General features: G+C 51.5%; 16 protein-coding genes. 10 read left to right on the top strand and 6 right to left on the bottom strand.

Annotation, left to right across the window (positions count from 1 at the left end; genetic code table 11):
• Positions 1-28 precede the first annotated feature (28 nt).
• Entirely contained in the window at positions 29-1,402 is a 1,374-nt protein-coding gene (steC, locus tag ACLJR2_RS07860) for an SPI-2 type III secretion system effector kinase SteC (RefSeq protein ID WP_001116901.1), read from the top strand.
• A 466-nt stretch (positions 1,403-1,868) separates the two neighbouring features.
• A complete protein-coding gene (locus ACLJR2_RS07855; protein WP_001268397.1) occupies positions 1,869-2,576 on the top strand; it encodes an EAL domain-containing protein in 708 nt (235 codons plus the stop codon).
• A gap of 15 nt (positions 2,577-2,591) precedes the next feature.
• Here ACLJR2_RS07855 and sapF read toward each other — a convergent pair whose 3' ends face one another.
• The 6 genes from sapF to pspF all read right to left on the bottom strand — a co-directional run bounded on the left by sapF (position 2,592) and on the right by pspF (position 8,966).
• The gene (gene sapF / locus ACLJR2_RS07850) at positions 2,592-3,398 is read right to left on the bottom strand and encodes a peptide ABC transporter ATP-binding protein SapF (protein ID WP_000230462.1); all 807 of its coding nucleotides are present in this window, start codon (positions 3,396-3,398) and stop codon (positions 2,592-2,594) included.
• Position 3,399: 1 nt separating this feature from the next.
• A complete protein-coding gene (gene sapD / locus ACLJR2_RS07845; RefSeq protein WP_001128869.1) occupies positions 3,400-4,392 on the bottom strand; it encodes a peptide ABC transporter ATP-binding protein SapD in 993 nt (330 codons plus the stop codon).
• Entirely contained in the window at positions 4,392-5,282 is an 891-nt protein-coding gene (gene sapC, locus ACLJR2_RS07840; RefSeq protein WP_001146150.1) for a peptide ABC transporter permease SapC, read from the bottom strand. The genes sapD and sapC overlap by 1 nt, the downstream gene beginning before the upstream one ends.
• Positions 5,269-6,234, bottom strand: a complete 966-nt coding sequence (gene sapB, locus ACLJR2_RS07835) for a peptide ABC transporter permease SapB (RefSeq protein WP_000583298.1) — start codon at positions 6,232-6,234, stop codon at positions 5,269-5,271. The genes sapC and sapB overlap by 14 nt, the downstream gene beginning before the upstream one ends.
• Positions 6,231-7,874: a peptide ABC transporter substrate-binding protein SapA gene (sapA, locus tag ACLJR2_RS07830; RefSeq protein WP_001241625.1), complete on the bottom strand. Its 1,644-nt coding sequence runs from the start codon at positions 7,872-7,874 to the stop codon at positions 6,231-6,233. The genes sapB and sapA overlap by 4 nt, the downstream gene beginning before the upstream one ends.
• Positions 7,875-7,985: 111 nt before the next feature.
• Positions 7,986-8,966, bottom strand: a complete 981-nt coding sequence (gene pspF, locus ACLJR2_RS07825; protein ID WP_015632931.1) for a phage shock protein operon transcriptional activator — start codon at positions 8,964-8,966, stop codon at positions 7,986-7,988.
• Positions 8,967-9,136: 170 nt separating this feature from the next.
• Here pspF and pspA point away from each other — a divergent pair, with 170 nt between their 5' ends.
• The 8 genes from pspA (at position 9,137) to tyrR (ending at position 15,372) form a co-directional block, all read left to right on the top strand.
• Positions 9,137-9,805: a phage shock protein PspA gene (gene pspA, locus ACLJR2_RS07820; RefSeq protein ID WP_000511009.1), complete on the top strand. Its 669-nt coding sequence runs from the start codon at positions 9,137-9,139 to the stop codon at positions 9,803-9,805.
• 59 nt (positions 9,806-9,864) lie between these two features.
• A complete protein-coding gene (gene pspB, locus ACLJR2_RS07815; protein ID WP_001274953.1) occupies positions 9,865-10,089 on the top strand; it encodes an envelope stress response membrane protein PspB in 225 nt (74 codons plus the stop codon).
• Positions 10,089-10,448 carry an envelope stress response membrane protein PspC gene (gene pspC, locus ACLJR2_RS07810; protein ID WP_000508938.1) on the top strand — a complete coding sequence of 120 codons (360 nt, stop codon included), beginning with the start codon at positions 10,089-10,091 and terminating at the stop codon, positions 10,446-10,448. Before pspB ends, pspC begins: the two co-directional genes overlap by 1 nt.
• A 22-nt stretch (positions 10,449-10,470) precedes the next feature.
• Positions 10,471-10,689 carry a phage shock protein PspD gene (gene pspD, locus ACLJR2_RS07805; protein WP_001097607.1) on the top strand — a complete coding sequence of 73 codons (219 nt, stop codon included), beginning with the start codon at positions 10,471-10,473 and terminating at the stop codon, positions 10,687-10,689.
• A gap of 75 nt (positions 10,690-10,764) precedes the next feature.
• Complete coding sequence (gene pspE, locus ACLJR2_RS07800) at positions 10,765-11,079, top strand: thiosulfate sulfurtransferase PspE (RefSeq protein WP_000913432.1); 315 nt, start codon at positions 10,765-10,767, stop codon at positions 11,077-11,079.
• A gap of 148 nt (positions 11,080-11,227) precedes the next feature.
• Positions 11,228-12,625, top strand: a complete 1,398-nt coding sequence (locus ACLJR2_RS07795) for a YcjX family protein (RefSeq protein ID WP_000825858.1) — start codon at positions 11,228-11,230, stop codon at positions 12,623-12,625.
• On the top strand, positions 12,622-13,683 hold the full coding sequence (locus ACLJR2_RS07790; protein ID WP_001294481.1) for a YcjF family protein: 1,062 nt from the start codon (positions 12,622-12,624) through the stop codon (positions 13,681-13,683). The genes ACLJR2_RS07795 and ACLJR2_RS07790 overlap by 4 nt, the downstream gene beginning before the upstream one ends.
• A gap of 147 nt (positions 13,684-13,830) precedes the next feature.
• Positions 13,831-15,372: a transcriptional regulator TyrR gene (gene tyrR / locus ACLJR2_RS07785; protein ID WP_001235493.1), complete on the top strand. Its 1,542-nt coding sequence runs from the start codon at positions 13,831-13,833 to the stop codon at positions 15,370-15,372.
• Positions 15,373-15,483: the final 111 nt, after the last annotated feature.

The following is a 15,483-nucleotide window of genomic DNA, read 5'->3' as shown; positions in this document are numbered from 1 at the left end:
TATAATAAATTTTCAGAGGATGAAACATATGCCGTTTACATTTCATATCGGAAATCATAGTTGTCAGATATCAGAAAAGTATTTAAGAGATATCATCGATAATAAAAAAGAGCATGTTTTTTCAACGTATGAGAAATTCATAGATTTTTTCAGGAATATATTTACCAGGCGAAGTTTAATTTCTGATTATAAAGAGATATATAATCTACTGTGCCAAAAAAACGAGCGTCCCGATATTACGAAGCCTTTCTCGCTACGACCATTTTCGAGGCGAGATGAAGACTGTACACGATGGCGCCCCCTTCTTGGATATATTAAACTTATTGATGCCTCCAGACCTGAAACAATGGATAAATACACTGTAGAGGTATTAGCACATCAAGAAAATATGTTACTACTACAGATGTTTTACGATGGAGTATTAGTGACCGAGACGGAGTGTTCTGAACATTGCGTCGATTTTTTAAAAGAAACGATGTTTAATTATAATTCCGGGGAAATTACGCTTGCCGCTTTGGATAATGATCACCTGACGCCGAGCGAAGCAGGTAGTAATGGAATCTATGAGGCTTTTGAGCAACGTTTGATAGACTTCCTGACCACGCCCGCCACGGCGTCTGGTGATGAGAATGGCGCTATTGATCAGACGGATGCATCACAACCAGCGGCAATAGAGGCGTTTATTAACTCGCCGGAGTTTCAGAAAAATATTCGCATGCGTGATATTGAAAAAAATAAAATAGGTAGCGGAAGTTATGGGACAGTCTATCTGTTAAATGATGAGTTTGTTGTTAAGATTCCAATTAATGAGCGGGGAATAAAAGTGGATGTTAACTCTCCGGAGCATCGTAATTGTCATCCTGATCGTGTCAGTAAGTATTTGAATATGGCCAATGACGACAAGAATTTTTCTCGTTCGGCCATCATGAATATTAATGGTAAAGACGTTACGGTTTTAGTTTCAAAATATATTCAAGGTCAGGAGTTAGATGTTGAAGATGAAGATAACTATCGAATGGCGGAGGAGCTTCTTAAATCCCGGGGGGTTTTTATGCATGATATAAATATCTTAGGTAATATTCTGATTAAAGAAGGGGTTCTTTTCTTTGTGGATGGCGATCAAATCGTGTTGTCACAAGAATCCCGGCAACAGCGAAGCGTTTCTCTTGCAACAAGGCAACTGGAAGAGCAAATTAAGGCCCATCACCTGATAAAATTAAAGCGGGCCGAGACCGAAGAAAATACTGAAGATATTGAATATTATAAGTCACTTATTGCGGATCTTGATGCGTTAATCGGAGAGGAAGAACAGACACCTGCGCCAGGAAGACGTTTTAAACTAGCCGCGCCTGAGGAAGGGACTCTTGTGGCTAAGGTATTAAAGAATGAATTAAAAAAATAGCATTTAGTTCAGTTCTTTTCTGCGAATCGCCGGGGGCTCATTCGCTACAGATTTGCCGATCAATTATTGAGAGTTGCTATTCGCTTCAAGGTCGTTCGGGGGATCTGGACAGCCTGTAGCGGAGATGCAACTCGCCATTAGGGTTGGCGATGCCGCGCTGCCATAGTGGGTGAAATGCCACGCGATGGTGCAACACCATTAACTCGCCTTGATTTTTCCCCTCTGCCTGACAAGAAAAACCTGGCTTTACGGATGGTCTCATGCCGTCGTATTAGCGTTGTTCGGCGTAGTATGTAAATTTCCTTATAGCAATAGAAGAACATTCTCAAAACATAAAATTAGCAAGTTATCATGAAGTTAACATGTATTGTTTTTTTCGATCATTTTTTATATATTGATCGTTTTTATTGATTGATTTGCGTTAAAAGCGCATTATCAGGGAGTTAAGATCAAGTGGAGTGGTCACATGCGCTATTTTTTTATGGCAGAGCCGATAAGGGCAATGGAGGGGGATTTACTGGGTGTCGAAATCACTACCCATTTTGCATCGTCGCCCGCTCGTCCGCTACACCCTGAGTTTGTTATCTCGTCATGGGACAATTCGCAGAAGCGCCGTTTTCTGCTTGATCTGTTGCGGACAATCGCGGCCAAACATGGCTGGTTTCTACGCCACGGCCTGTTCTGTATCATAAATATCGATCGGGGTATGGCGCAGTTTGTCCTTCAGGACAAAGATATTCGCGCATTACTACACGCCATGCTATTTGTGGAGCTGCAGGTCGCTGAACATTTTTCATGTCAAGATAACGCCTTAATCGATCCTTTAATACACGCGCTTCATAAGCAACCTAATCCATTATGGCTGGGCGACCTGGGCGTAGGGAACGCAACCGCTGCGCCATTAGTTTGCGGGTGTTTTAGCGGCGTGAAACTTGACCGCAGCTTTTTTGTCTCACAAATTGAAAAAATGACGTTTCCGCTGCTCGTCAAACATATCCGGCATTATTGTGACAAGATTGTGGTGGGTGGCCAGGAAAACGCACGCCATTTGTCGGCGTTAAAAACGGCAGGCATTTGGGCAACCCAGGGCACGTTATTTCCTTCCGTTGCGTTAGAAGAGGTTGAAACATTGCTGTTGGGCAGTCGCATGAACACCCTCAGAGAATCGAACTGAGGGTATTTGTGTCGCTTAGCGATCCTTTCGCCATGCGTCAGCGGTCAGCGCCTCGCCAAAATGGCCTGCGATTAAACGGCGGGTAAGCTCATGTAGCGGAGAGGCGAGCACATCGGCGGTGCTGCCGCGTTCAACCACTTCCCCCTGATGCATCACTAATACCTGATCGCTAATATGTTTCATCATGCCGATATGCTGCGTGACATAGATATAGGAGATGCCTTGTTTTTCCTGCAATTCAAGCATCAGATTGATGAGCTGCGAGCGCATGGACATATCAAGCGAAGCCAGCGCTTCGTCCGCGATAATGACTTTAGGGCGTAAAATCAGCGCGCGGGCCAGGCCCAGACGCTGTTTCTGCCCCGGCGCCAGCATATGCGGGTAGTAGCTCACGTGATCGGGCAATAGCCCCACCATACGCATCGTCTCGACAATCTGTTTGCGCCGCTGTTCCGGCTCCAGATCGGTATTAAGGCGCAGGGGAAAGTCAAGGATCTGCGAAATACGTTGACGTGGATTCAGTGACGTTGAGGGGTCCTGAAAAATCATTCGAATACGTTGGCTTCGAAACGAATAGTCGCCGTAATGCAGGGGATGATCGTCAATAAGAAGCTCGCCGCTGGTGGGTTCAATCATGCCGGCCAGCATCTTTGCCAGCGTGGATTTGCCGGAACCGTTTTCGCCGATAATGGCCAGAGTCTGACGCTCACGAAGCGTAAAGCTTAATGGTTTCACGGCGTCTACGGTCTGGCGGCGAAACCATCCTGTCCGGTAGCGAAAGGTTTTACTCAGGTTGCGCACTTCAAGCAGAGTTTCCACCATATCACTCTCTCTCCATATTCAGCGGAAAATGACAGGCATAGAGATGATTTTTCGCGCCGGTTAAGCGTGGCGTGATAATGCATTCTCGTTGCGCGTAAGGGCAGCGCGGCCCCAGACGACAACCTATCGGTAACTGCTCCAGTAGCGGGATCGCGCCCGGCAGCGTATTGAGACGGCTTTTATGCGGCATCGCGCTGCCAAAATCCGGAATCGCGCGGATAAGCGCCTGCGTATAAGGATGATGTGGCGTTGTCACCAGATCTTTACTTGGCGCGGTTTCTACCGTCTGGCCGCAGTATAAAACGTTGATTTTGTCAGCCCACTGACTCAGCATTTGCAGGTCGTGGCTAATCAACAGAATGGTGGTATTACTGTTTTGATTCAGTCGGGTCAACAGGCGAAAAATTTGCGCCTGCGTCGTTGGTTCCATTGAGTTGGTGGGTTCATCAGCGATCAGGAGTCGCGGTTGATTCGCCAGCGCGATAGCGATCATAACTTTCTGACACTCGCCATCGGTCAGTTCATAGGGAAAACTGCGCATCGCGTCTTTATGATCTTTAATGCCCACCCGGTGCAGTAATTCAATTGCACGCCGTTTACGCCAGCCTAAACGCTGCCACCAGCGGCCTTTATAGGTCCAGGCGGGAATATTTTGCATTAGCTGGCGGCCGACGCGTTCGGAAGGATCAAGGCACGACTGCGGCTCCTGGAAGATCATCGACACATTATGCCCGACCAGCTTACGCCGTTCACGAGAGGAGAGGCGCAGCAGATCGATATCATCAAAACGCATACGGTCGGCAGTGACTCGCCAGTTGTCTTTCGCGACGCCGCAAATAGCTTTAGCAATCAAGCTCTTTCCGGAACCCGATTCACCTACCAGGCCGCGAATTTCGCCTTCGCTTAATGTCATACTGACGCGATCGACCGCTTTTACCCAACCTTCGCTGGTTTTAAATTCAATGGTGAGATTGCGGATATCCAGTAACGGCATTATTCCACCCCCGCAATAATCGCACGACGAATCCCATCTCCGAGCAGGTTTACCAGTAAAACACTGAGCGTTATCGCCGCGCCGGGTAGCATAACGGTCCACGGCGCGACATAGATTAGCTCCAGCGCATCCCCCAACATGGCCCCCCATTCAGGAGAGGGAAGCTGCGCGCCGAGATCTAAAAATCCCAGCGCGGCGATGTCCAGAATCGCCATCGACAGCGCCCGGGTAATTTCGGTGACCAGACCGGCGGTAATATTCGGTAAAATGGCGAACCACAGAATATTCAGCGTTGTCGCGCCATCCAGACGGGCGGCAATGACGTACTCTTTTTCCAGTTCATCATGCACCATGCTATAGACGGAACGTACCATTCGCGGCAACAGAGCCAGCCAGACGGCAAACATCGCGTGTGACAGATGTGGGCCGGCAAATGCCACGACGATAATCGCCAGCAAGAGCGAAGGGATGGAAAGCAGCGTGTCCAGAATATGGTTCAGCACGGCAGAGCGTAAACCGTGCGTCGCGCCTGCCACTACGCCGAGGACTAATCCACATAGCGTAGCCGCCAGCGTTACGATAAACGCGCCGCCGACCGTGGGCGCCGCGCCGCTTAACAGGCGGCTCAGCACATCGCGCCCCAGATCGTCAGTCCCCAGAAAAAAGGAGACTTCGCCATAGCGTGACCAGGAGGGCGGCAGTAGCTGATAGCCCAAAAATTGCTGATCGATACCATAGGGCGCGATCCAGCCGCCAAAAATACACAACAACGCCAGACCGGCGCATCCATACAGACCCACCATCGCAGGCGCGTCGCTATAAAATTTGCGCCAGGCAGTACGCAGGGTGCCTGGCGGGCGCTTTTCGCTGTAGACGCTATCGTAAGGCATACCATTCCTTATGTTTCAGAGGGTTAGCCATAGCACCCAAAATATCGGAAATCACATTGACCACAATAACCAGCGACCCAATGACCATCACGCCAGCGGAAATAGCGGCATAGTCCTGCTGACGAATGGCGTGAATTAACCATCGTCCCAGCCCTGGCCAGCTGAAAACCATTTCGGTAATCATCGCCAGCGTTAACATGGTTGAAAATTGCAGACCAAGACGGGGAATGACCGGCGGCAGCGCATTATGCAACACGTGACGGCGTAAAATCGTAAAGCGCGACAAGCCGCGCGTGGCCGCCGCTTTAACGTAGTTCTGATCGTAGACCTCAATAGTGCTGATTCGCATCAGGCGGATCACTTCTGTGGTCGGCGCGACGGAAAGCGTGAGCACCGGTAAAACCATATGCCGTATGGCGCTCATCACCATTTCATCACGCCACGGCGAATCTGAAATCCAGGCGTCAATGATGGCGAAACCGGTAACCGGTTTAACTTCATAAAGCAGGTCAAATCGCCCGGATACCGGCAGCCACCCTAGCGTGAGCGAAAAGAACAGTGTGAGCAGAAGCGCCAGCCAGAAAACCGGAATTGAGAAACCTAATAGCGCCAGCGCGCTGATAAAACGATCCGGCCATTTGCTACGCGTCACGCCAGCCAGCATCCCGACCGGGATGCCGACCATCAGCGCAAAACCAAAGGCGAGAATGCACAGCTCCATCGTGGCGGGAAACACCTCTTTAAGCTGTTCGGAGATCAGCTGGCCGTTAATGCTGGACACGCCAAAGTCCCAGTGCAGCAGACCGTTGAACCAGAAAACCCAGGCATTCCATAATGATGCGCCTTGTAGCGGCGCGTGCGGCGTAAAATAGCTCAGGCTAAAGCCGATAAAGGTCAGGAAGAATAGCGTCACCAGCAACAGCAATAACCGACGCAGGGTGAAGATAATCATGGTTTTTTCACCTCTTCGTGTTTTTCGCGGGAGACGCCGGCAAAAGACGCATTGCCGAACGGGCTTAACACCAGCCCTTTAATATCGTAGCGGTAAGCCTGCAGGCGTAGTGATGATGCCAGCGGCAGTATCGGCAGCTCTTTCTCCAGGATATTCTGCGCTTCCTCATATGCTTCTATGCGCGAAGCCAACTGCTGCGACGACAGTGCTTTACGCAGCACGCTGTCAAATTCAGGGTTACACCAGTGGGCGAAATTGGTTTGCGAATTGATGGCCGCACAGCTTAACAGTGGTCTGAAAAAGCTATCCGGATCGTTGCTGTCCGTGGCCCAGCCGGATAAGGTCAGATCGTGATTCATATCCATCAGGCGCGCCTCCTGAAAACGACCTTCAACCGGCACAATGACCACTTTTACGCCAACCTGCGCCATATCCGCCTGAATAAGCTCCGCCGTTTTTAGCGGACTTGGGTTCCAGGCCTGAGAACTGGTCGGCACCCAGAGATGCAGCGTAAGATTCTCAATGCCCAGCGCTTTTAGCTGTTCGCGCGATTTTTGCGGATTGTACTCCGTAATTTTGGCATCGTTATCGTAAGCCCATGAGGCTCTAGGTAAAATGGAGGCTGCGGTTTCCGCCGTGCCGTAATAAATCGACTGCATCAGACGCTGGTTGTTGATCGATAAGGCCAGCGCATGGCGCACTGCGGGATTATTCAACGGCGGCTTATCGGTGTTAAAGGCCAGATAGGCGATATTCATCCCCGGGCGCAACGTCAGGCGCAAACGCGGATCGTCGCGTAAAATAGTTAGCTGGCTGGCGGCGGGCCAGGCCAGAACATCGCATTCACCGGTCAGTAATTTCGATAAACGCCCGGTACCGCCGGAGCCTAAATCCACCACCACTTGCGGCATCAGCGGTTTGCCGCGCCAAAACCCATCGTGGCGCTGGAGACGAATAAACTGCCCGGCACGGTACTCCGAAAGCTGGAAAGGCCCGGTGCCGACCGGTTGGCGGTCTAGCAGTTCCTGACGATCTTTTCGGCTAAGCTGCGCGGCGTACTCAGCGGACATGACGGAAGCGTAGTGTGTGGCCAGATGCCATAAAAAGGAGGCGTCTGGCTGCGTCAGGCGAAACTCAACGGTGTTATTGTCCAGCTTACGCACGCTTTTTACATTGTCGGCGAACTGTAGGCTATCAAAGTAGGGGAAGCTACTGCCGTTGATGTTATGCCACGGATGCCGACGATCAAAAATCCGCTGAAAGGTAAAGACGACATCATCAGCATTGAGTTTTCGGGTCGGCGTAAACCAGGCGGTTTTTTGAAAGGAAACGTCGCGGCGCAGGTGAAAACGGTACGTTGCCCCGTTATCCAGCACTTCCCAGCTTTCTGCCAGCTCTGGGACTAAACGATAAGTATAGGGATCGACATCCAACAGGCGGTCATATAACTGGGCGGCCAGGGTATCGACGATGAGGCCGCTACTCGCTTTTTGCGGATTAAAGGTGTTGACCTGCCCGCTGACACAATACACAAAGCCGCTATCGCGAATATCTGCACTCGCAGTTTGTTCGGGCGCAGCCGTAGCCTGACTACTCAGTAGACCCGCTATCACGATCAGAGACGATAAAACCAGGCGCATAATAGTTAAGTTTTTGAAGTTCAATTTGCAAAGTGTATCGCACTTCGGCCCGCTACGTAAAAATGTCGGTGGATAACTGGCGTAAATGTCGTCAATTAGCCGGAGAAATAGCTAAAGCTGATGCTTTTTAAGCAAGGCGCGAAACTGGTGGTAGGTGAGTGCCAGCAAATCGGCGGCTCGTTTCTGGTTAAATTTCGCCTGCTGTAAGCTACGTTGCAGCAGCGCTTTTTCCTGTTGCAGTTGAAACTCCCGCAACTTGAGCGGCAGGTCAGGCGTGACGGATGCCGCTGGCAGGGCGGGCGCGGGCGGTTCAGCGGGATGGCGTTGAAAAGGATCGATAACAATTTCATCCAAAGGATGTTCACTACTGCCGTGGCGATACACTGAACGTTCGACTACGTTTTTCAGCTCGCGGACATTACCTGGCCAGGCGTAATGCAACAACGTTTCTTTTGCCCGATCGGTAAAACCGGGAAATAAGGGCAGATGTAGCTCACGACACATCTGAATAGCAAAATGCTCGGCCATCAGCATGATATCGCTCCGGCGTTCGCGCAGCGGCGGCAGTTGTACAACGTCAAAAGCCAGCCTGTCGAGCAGATCGGCACGAAATGTCCCTTCCTTCACCATGGCGGGTAAATCGGCATTGGTGGCGCATACTAATCGCACATTAACCTGTAACGGCTGGCTGCCGCCGACGCGCTCTAGCTCGCCATATTCAATCACCCGCAGCAGCTTTTCCTGTACCAGCATCGGCGCTGTCGCCAGTTCATCCAAAAACAGCGTGCCGCCATCGGCGCGTTCAAAGCGACCGGGATGACGTTTTTGCGCCCCGGTAAAAGCGCCCGCTTCATGACCAAACAGTTCGGAGTCCAGCAGATTTTCGTTAAGCGCCGCGCAGTTAAGCGAGATAAGCGGCCCCTGCCAGCGTGAAGAGAGATAATGCAGTCGATTGGCGATAAGTTCTTTACCCGTCCCGCGTTCGCCAATAATCAGCACTGGCTTATCCAGCGGCGCGAGCCGGGAGACTTGTTCCAGTACTTCAAGAAAACGGTTTGCCTCGCCGAGCAGGTTATCTTTAAATTCAGCCATGATGAAAATCGCCACTTGTTAGTGTTTTTCACCACTTTATCCTTTTTTGCTGGCGAGGTAAAACGAAACAATTTCTTTATTATCAGTGGTATGAAAAGTTGGCACGCAAATTGTATTAATCACATAGCAGGGCATCGCCCGTTATCAGAACATTATGTGAGGATTGAATTATGGGTATTTTTTCTCGTTTTGCCGACATCGTGAACGCCAATATCAATGCGTTGTTGGAAAAAGCGGAAGATCCGCAGAAGCTGGTGCGCCTGATGATTCAGGAGATGGAAGATACGCTGGTGGAGGTTCGCTCGAACTCCGCGCGAGCTTTAGCGGAAAAGAAACAGTTATCCCGTCGTATTGAACAGGCTACAGTTCAGCAGGCCGAGTGGCAGGAAAAAGCGGAACTGGCTCTGCGCAAAGATAAAGACGATCTGGCGCGCGCCGCATTGATTGAAAAACAAAAGCTGACCGATTTAATTGCTACGCTTGAACAGGAAGTCACGCTGGTGGATGACACGCTGGCGCGCATGAAGAAAGAGATTGGCGAGCTGGAAAACAAACTCAGCGAAACACGCGCTCGCCAGCAGGCGCTGATGCTGCGTCATCAGGCGGCGAGTTCTTCCCGTGATGTCCGTCGTCAGCTTGACAGCGGCAAACTGGATGAAGCCATGGCGCGGTTTGAATCCTTTGAACGTCGTATCGATCAAATGGAAGCGGAAGCGGAAAGCCATCGTTTTGGTAAGCAGCAATCGCTGGACCAACAGTTTGCCAACCTGAAAGCCGATGATGAAATCAGCGAGCAGCTGGCGCAGTTGAAAGCCAAAATGAAGCAAGATAATCAATAATGACAATGGCGGCGCCGATACGCGCCGTCGCTCATCAGCTTTAGGTGTAAGGAGAACGCATGAGCGCGCTATTTCTGGCCATCCCGTTAACCATTTTTGTGTTGTTTGTGTTACCGATTTGGCTGTGGCTGCATTACAGCAACCGTGCCGGTCGGGGAGAACTGTCGCAAAGCGAGCAGCAACGCTTACTGCAACTCACAGACGATGCGCAACGTATGCGCGAGCGCATTCAGGCGCTGGAAGACATTCTTGATGCAGAGCATCCGAACTGGAGAGAGCGCTAATGGGTGGAATCAATCTGAATAAAAAACTATGGCGTATGCCGCAAAAGGGCATGGTGCGTGGCGTTTGCGCCGGGATCGCCGACTACCTTGATGTACCGGTAAAACTGGTGCGTATTCTGGTCGTGCTGTCGATTTTCTTTGGGCTGGCGTTTTTTACCGTAGTGGCCTATATCGTTCTGTCTTTTGTACTGGACCCTATGCCGGATAATCTGGCCGCAGGCAAACCGCAGCCGACCAGCGGCGAACTGCTGGATACCGTAGACAGAGAGCTTGCCGCAGGCGAAAAGCGTTTGCGAGAAATGGAACGCTACGTCACGTCAGATACGTTCACATTGCGTAGTCGTTTCCGTCAACTTTAAGTGATATATCGGGAAGGTGAAGATGAATACTCGCTGGCAACGCGCCGGGCAGAAGGTGAAGCCCGGCTTCAAAATAGCAGGTAAGCTGGTTCTGTTGACCGCGTTACGCTACGGGCCTGCCGGCGTGGCGGGATGGGCGGTAAAATCCGTCGCCCGTCGTCCGCTAAAAATGTTGCTGGCGTTTGCGCTGGAGCCAGTACTTCGTAAGGCGGCGAATAAAATTTCGCAGCGTTACAAATAGCGAGTCTGGTCATAATATTTCGTTAAGCTCTGGCGTATAGTGTGTGCGAAATACATTACGTGTCAGGACGGAAGTATGTTGAAAAAAGGAATATTTGCGTTAGCGTTATTCGTAGCCATGCCGCTTTATGCCGCAGAATACTGGATAGATGTCCGCATTCCGGAACAATATCAGCGTGAGCATATTCAGGGCGCGATTAATATCCCATTGAAGGAGATTAAATCTCATATCGAAACGGTAGTTCCAGACAGGAACGATACGGTAAAGTTATATTGCAACTCCGGACGACAGTCGGGCATGGCAAAACAAATGTTGCTTGATATGGGGTATACGCACGCGATGAATATGGGCGGCATCAGTCGTCTTGATATGCCGAAAGTAAAAAAATAGATAATCTATTGCTCAATACTCATACTAACCGCGGCGCTTAATGCGCCGTTGTTGATCTCTCCGGGTAGTTGATAATAACGTTTTTGCACATATCTATAACGCAGGCTCGTTATTATTTTTTCTTCTCTTCAGGCTCAACAGGATGTCAATGAAGCGACTTAAAACTGAACTCAACGCGCTGGTCAATCGTGGGGTAGACAGGCATTTGCGTCTTGCCGTAACCGGGTTGAGCCGCAGCGGTAAAACAGCGTTTATCACGGCGATGGTTAACCAGTTGCTTAATGTCCACGCGGGCGCGCGCTTACCGTTGCTCAGCGCGGTACGTGAAGAACGCCTGCTTGGCGTAAAGCGCGTGCCTCAACGTGATTTTGGTATTCCCCGTTTTACCTACGACGAGGGGATACTTCAGCTTTATGGCAATCCTCCCGCCTGGCCCACACCGACGCGCGGCGTCAGTGAGATTCGGCTGGCGTTGCGCTATCGCTCAAACGACTCGCTGCTGCGCCATTTTAAAGATACCTCGACATTGTATCTGGAGATTGTGGACTATCCAGGGGAATGGTTACTCGATCTGCCCATGCTGGCTCAGGATTATTTAAGCTGGTCCCGTCAGATGAACGGCTTGTTGCAAGGGCAACGCGCTGAGTGGGCCGCAAAATGGCGGCAACTTTGCGACGGGCTCGATCCGCTGGCGCCCGCCGATGAAAACCGGCTGGCGGAGATTGCCGCCGCCTGGACGGATTATTTGCATCAGTGTAAATCGCAGGGATTGCATTTTATTCAGCCTGGACGGTTTGTTTTGCCGGGCGATATGGCGGGTGCGCCAGCGTTGCAGTTTTTCCCGTGGCCGGATGTGGACGCCTTCGGCGAGTCAAAACTGGCGCAGGCGGATAAACAGACCAACGCTGGAATGCTGCGCGAACGCTTTAACTACTATTGCGAAAAAGTGGTCAAGGGGTTCTACAAAAATCATTTTCTACGCTTTGATCGCCAGATTGTGCTGGTCGACTGTCTGCAACCGCTTAATAGCGGGCCGCAGGCGTTTAATGATATGCGTCTCGCCTTAACGCAGTTGATGCAAAGTTTTCACTATGGCCAGCGGACTCTGTTTCGCCGCTTGTTTTCGCCGGTGATTGATAAATTGCTGTTCGCCGCGACGAAAGCCGACCATGTCACCCTCGACCAACATGCCAATATGGTGGCCTTGCTCCAGCAGCTTATTCAGGATGCCTGGCAAAATGCCGCGTTTGAAGGCATTAGTATGGATTGCCTGGGGCTGGCGTCGGTACAGGCGACCACCAGCGGCGTGATTGAGGTCAACGGTGAAAAAATCCCGGCTTTACGTGGAAACCGTTTGAGTGACGGCGCGCCGTTAACCGTGTACCCCGGCGAAGTGCCTTCGCGTTTGCCGGGACAAGCGTTTTGGGATAAGCAGGGCTTTCAGTTCGAAGCCTTTCGTCCGCAGGTGATGGATGTTGATAAACCATTACCACACATTCGTCTGGACGCTGCGCTGGAGTTTTTAATAGGAGATAAGCTGCGATGAGCGAACCGTTAAAACCGCGTATTGATTTTGCAGAACCGCTAAAGGAGGAGTCTACGTCGGCCTTCAAAGCGCAGCAAACTTTCAGCGAAGCGGAGTCGCGTACATTTGCGCCTGCAGCTATCGATGAGCGCCCGGAAGACGAAGGCGTGGCAGAAGCGGCGGTCGATGCCGCGCTGCACCCCAAACGCAGCCTGTGGCGTAAAATGGTGATGGGAGGACTGGCGCTGTTTGGCGCGAGCGTGGTCGGGCAAGGCGTGCAGTGGACAATGAATGCCTGGCAAACTCAGGACTGGGTCGCTTTAGGCGGCTGTGCCGCAGGCGCGCTGATCGTTGGCGCTGGCGTGGGATCGGTGGTCACGGAGTGGCGGCGATTATGGCGCTTGCGCCAGCGGGCGCATGAACGCGATGAAGCGCGTGAACTGTTACATAGCCATAGCGTCGGGAAAGGTCGCGCATTTTGCGAAAAACTGGCGCAGCAGGCGGGGATTGATCAATCACATCCGGCATTACAACGTTGGTATGCCGCTATTCACGAAACGCAAAACGACAGGGAAATCGTCGGTTTGTATGCGCATCTGGTACAGCCGGTACTTGACGCGCAGGCGCGACGTGAGATTAGCCGTTTCGCCGCGGAATCGACTCTGATGATCGCCGTCAGCCCGTTAGCGTTGGTGGATATGGCGTTTATTGCCTGGCGTAATTTACGCCTGATTAACCGTATCGCAACGTTGTATGGCATTGAACTTGGTTATTACAGCCGCCTTCGTCTGTTCCGTCTGGTGTTGCTGAATATCGCGTTCGCGGGAGCCAGTGAGCTGGTGCGTGAAGTCGGTATGGACTGGATGTCTCAGGATCTGGCCGCACGCCTGTCCACGCGCGCGGCGCAGGGGATTGGCGCAGGTCTCCTTACCGCTCGACTGGGAATAAAAGCGATGGAGCTATGTCGACCATTGCCGTGGATCGACAACGATAAACCACGTCTCGGTGATTTTCGTCGTCAGCTTATCGGTCAGCTAAAAGAGACGCTGCAAAAGAGTAAGTCGTCGCCTGAGAAATGACCTTCCACAGGGCGCTGATTGCCTGGCTTTACGCCGCAGCGCCCGTTTTTCCGCCATGCTGTCAATATTTGTTGACAGAATCCTTCCTGCCAGCCGAATAGTGGCTTATCATCTATTTAATGGTTCATTATTCAGGTGAAGGTTCCCATGCGTCTGGAAGTCTTTTGTGAAGACCGACTTGGTCTGACCCGCGAATTACTTGATTTACTGGTGTTACGTAGCATTGATTTACGCGGAATCGAGATTGATCCCATTGGGCGAATTTATCTTAATTTTGCTGAGCTGGAATTCACCGACTTTAGCAGCCTGATGGCCGAAATCCGCCGTATTTCCGGCGTAACGGATGTCCGTACCGTTCCCTGGATGCCGTCCGAACGTGAACATCTGGCCCTGAGCGCGCTGCTTGAGGCGTTGCCGGAGCCGGTGCTCTCATTGGATATGAAGAGTAAAGTGGAGATGGCAAACCCGGCGAGTTGTCAGCTTTTTGCCCAGAGCCAGGAGCGAATGCGGCACCATACCGCCGCACAATTAATCAACGGCTTCAATTTTCAGCGCTGGCTGGACGGTAACCCGCAAAGCTCCCATAACGAACATGTCGTAATCAACGGGCAAAACTTCCTGATGGAGATTACGCCGGTACATTTACAAAACGAAAATGACGAATACGTGTTGACCGGGGCGGTCGTGATGTTGCGTTCCACGATTCGTATGGGGCAGCAGCTACAGAATTTGTCCACGCAGGATCTGAGCGCGTTTAGTCAGATTATTGCCGTGAGCGCAAAGATGAAGCACGTCGTTGAGCAGGCGCGCAAACTGGCGATGCTCAGCGCGCCGCTGCTGATTACCGGCGATACGGGAACCGGCAAAGATCTTTTCGCCTATGCCTGTCACCAGGCAAGCCCTCGTTCAGCGAAGCCGTATCTGGCGCTCAACTGCGCTTCAATCCCGGAAGATGCGGTAGAAAGCGAACTATTTGGCCATGCGCCGGAAGGTAAAAAAGGCTTTTTTGAACAGGCGAATGGCGGTTCGGTGCTGCTGGATGAAATTGGCGAAATGTCGCCGCGTATGCAGGCGAAGCTGCTACGTTTTCTCAATGATGGTACGTTCCGTCGCGTCGGCGAAGATCACGAAATTCATGTTGATGTCCGCGTTATCTGCGCCACGCAGAAAAATCTGGTGGAGCTGGTGCAAAAAGGACTGTTCCGCGAAGATCTCTATTATCGACTTAACGTTCTGACGCTTAATTTGCCGCCGTTGCGCGATTGTCCGCAGGATATTATGCCGTTGACCGAACTGTTCGTGGCGCGTTTTGCCGACGAACAGGGCGTTCCGCGACCGAAACTGTCTGCCGATCTGAGTACGGTCCTCACTCGTTACGGCTGGCCGGGTAACGTTCGCCAGCTTAAAAATGCGATTTACCGGGCGCTGACGCAACTGGAAGGGTATGAGCTGCGTCCGCAGGATATCCTGCTGCCTGACTACGATGCCGCGACGGTGGCAGTCGGCGAGGATGCGATGGAAGGCTCGCTGGATGACATTACCAGTCGTTTTGAACGTTCTGTCCTTACTCAGCTTTATCGTAGCTATCCGAGTACGCGTAAACTGGCGAAACGGTTGGGGGTATCGCACACTGCGATTGCCAATAAGCTGCGTGAATATGGTCTGAGCCAGAAGAAGGGTGAAGAGTAGAAAAATAAATATCCTCCGGCATAGCCGGAGGTTTTTCTGATGCGCCTGTAAGGCTTTCTTACCAGCCGCGCCCTAACAGGCGCATACGATCTGACATTTGCATCAAACTTC

It is taken from the genome of Salmonella sp. SAL03688, from assembly GCF_046551895.1.
GTDB classification, from domain to species: domain Bacteria; phylum Pseudomonadota; class Gammaproteobacteria; order Enterobacterales; family Enterobacteriaceae; genus Salmonella; species Salmonella enterica.
Note: the sequence above shows the minus strand (reverse complement) of the source record. Positions and strands in the feature narration are given on the sequence as shown.